Source organism: uncultured Campylobacter sp. (assembly GCF_937997465.1).
In the GTDB taxonomy this organism is placed as follows: domain Bacteria; phylum Campylobacterota; class Campylobacteria; order Campylobacterales; family Campylobacteraceae; genus Campylobacter_A.
In genome coordinates this window covers 1-2,394 of the sequence record NZ_CALKTQ010000146.1, presented here as the reverse complement: position 1 = coordinate 2,394, position 2,394 = coordinate 1, and the positions used below count along the sequence as shown (strand labels likewise).

Annotated in this window: 3 protein-coding genes; all 3 read left to right on the top strand. The window is 50.3% G+C overall.

The window, feature by feature from the left end; translation table 11 throughout:
* Positions 1-1,187 (top strand): proline--tRNA ligase (gene proS / locus Q0546_RS04550; RefSeq protein WP_298790918.1); only part of this gene is annotated, 1,187 nt, incomplete at its 5' end.
* The gene (locus tag Q0546_RS04545) at positions 1,184-1,621 is read left to right on the top strand and encodes an FxsA family protein (RefSeq protein WP_297938534.1); all 438 of its coding nucleotides are present in this window, start codon (positions 1,184-1,186) and stop codon (positions 1,619-1,621) included. The genes proS and Q0546_RS04545, both read left to right, overlap by 4 nt.
* A partial coding sequence (hemC, locus tag Q0546_RS04540; RefSeq protein WP_298790916.1) for a hydroxymethylbilane synthase occupies positions 1,609-2,394 on the top strand: 786 nt, incomplete at its 3' end. The genes Q0546_RS04545 and hemC, both read left to right, overlap by 13 nt.

Below are 2,394 nucleotides of genomic sequence, written 5' to 3'. Positions count from 1 at the left end.
TGATGGAGAAAACTTATAGCAAAATTTTTACTCGCCTTGGGCTAAATTTCCGCGCGGTTAGAGCCGATAGCGGCGCGATAGGCGGCAGCGGAAGCAAAGAGTTTATGGTGCTTGCAAATAGCGGCGAGGACGATATCATCGTCTGTGAAAACTGCGACTACGCCGCAAACATAGAGGCCGCAACCCGCGCAAAACGAACGACGCAGGCCGAGCGACCTGAGGCTGACGCGGCTAAATTTTTAACTCCAAATGCCAAAACCATCAAAGACGTGGCGGAGTTTTTTAGAGTTGACGAGTTTTACTGCATAAAAGCGGTGATAAAAAAGGCGATTTTTATCGGCGATAAAGGTGAAAAGAGCGAGAAAATCGTAGTATTTTTCGTGCGCGGCGAGGATGAGCTACAAGAGGTCAAAGCGCAAAACGCATGTGGAGCGCTCGAGCTAACGGACGCAACCGAGGCCGAGATCGCGGTGGCTGGGCTTGTGGGCGGATTTTGCGGGCCGGTCGGGCTAAAGGGCGTGGAGTTTTATATCGATAAAGAGCTTGAAGGCGAGACGCAGATGATCTGCGGCGCAAACGAGCGGGATTATCACTTCGTCGGCGTTAGCGTTAGCAGCTTTAACGCGGAGCGCTTCAAAGACCTAACCGCCGTAAAAGCCGGCGACAAATGCCCTTGCTGCGGAGGAAATTTAAGCGTTAGCAAAGGTATCGAGGTCGGACATATATTTAAGCTAGGCACCAAATACTCAGAGCCGATGGGTGCGACGTTTTTGGACGAAAACGGCAAGGCAAAACCGTTTATCATGGGCTGCTACGGCATCGGCATTAGCCGCCTGGTAGCCGTCGCCGTCGAGGCTAAGCACGACGAAAAAGGCATAATCTGGAACGAAACCCTAGCTCCGTTTAAATTTGAAATCATCGTCTCAAATTTAAAGGACGACGAGGGCGTTAAATTTGCGCAGGGGCTTTACGAGAGCTTGCGCGCGGCTGGCGTTTCGGTGCTGCTTGACGATAGAAACGAGCGCTTTGGCGTAAAGATGAGCGAATTTGAGCTGATGGGATTTCCTTATGCCGTGATCGTGGGCAAGGGGCTAGCTGAAGGTACGGTCGAACTCGTCACGCGGGGCGGCCTAGTTAAAGAAACCGTCAAAGCAAGCGAAGTTTTAGCGCGACTAAAGAGCCTATGATAAGGCATTTTTTTACGCCCTACGTCGTTTTGGAGATCGTAGCGGCGTATTTTTTTATCCACGCGTACGGATTTTTAAATTTAGTTCTAGAGGTCATCGCATCGGCTATTTTGGGGCTATTTTTTATGTTTCGCGTCGGATTTTTTCAGCTCACTAGCAACATCACGTTTTTTAAGCCCTCAGACGTCTTTAGCAGCGTAGGTATGGCGATCGGGGGATTTTTTATGTTTATCCCGGGGCTTATCACCGACGTTTTGGGCGCGGCGATCGTAGCGGTCGCGTTTTTTGCAAATTTAAAAAACGGCGGCGAGCGCAAGGGTGGGAGCGAATATTATTACGAAAAATTTGAGAGCGGGCAGAGCAAACCGCGCGATGACGGCGAGATCATCGACGTCGAAGTCGTAGAAGAAAAGAGGCAAATATGGAAAAACTAAAAATCGCAACGAGAAAAAGCGTGCTGGCTATGTGGCAAAGCGAGCATATCAGGGATAAAATTTTATCGCGCTACCCGGAGCTTGCAGTCGAGCTAACGGGCATGAAAACTAAAGGCGACGTAATCCTAGACACCCCGCTGGCTAAGATCGGCGGTAAGGGGCTTTTTACGAAAGAGCTAGAAGACAGCATGCTAAGCGGCGAAACGCACATCGCAGTACATAGTCTAAAAGACGTACCCGTCGTATTTCCGGAGGGGCTAGTGCTAGCCGCGATCTGCTCGCGCGAGGACGTGAGAGATGCGATGCTAAGCGAAAAATACGCTAAATTTGAGGATCTGCCAGGGGGCGCATGCGTGGGCACGACGAGCCTACGCCGCAAAATGCAGCTTTTGGCGATGCGTCCGGATCTTGAGATAATCTCGCTGCGAGGTAACGTCCAAACCCGCCTGCGCAAGCTCAAAGAGGGCGAATTTGACGCCATTATCCTAGCGATGGCGGGCGTGAACCGCTTAAATTTACGCTCCGAAGTCGCGCATATAGTGCCGTTTGAGCTAGATCAGATGGTGCCTGCGATGGGGCAGGGTGCTCTTGGCATAGAGGCTAGAGATGAGAAACAAATTTTAGAGCAGATTGATTTTCTAAACGATGAAAATACAGTCATTGAAACTACTATCGAGCGTGATTTTGTAAGCGTTTTAGAAGGTGGCTGCCAAGTGCCAATAGGCATAAGCGCAAGGCTACAAGGTGATGAAATTTCTGTCGACGCGATCGTT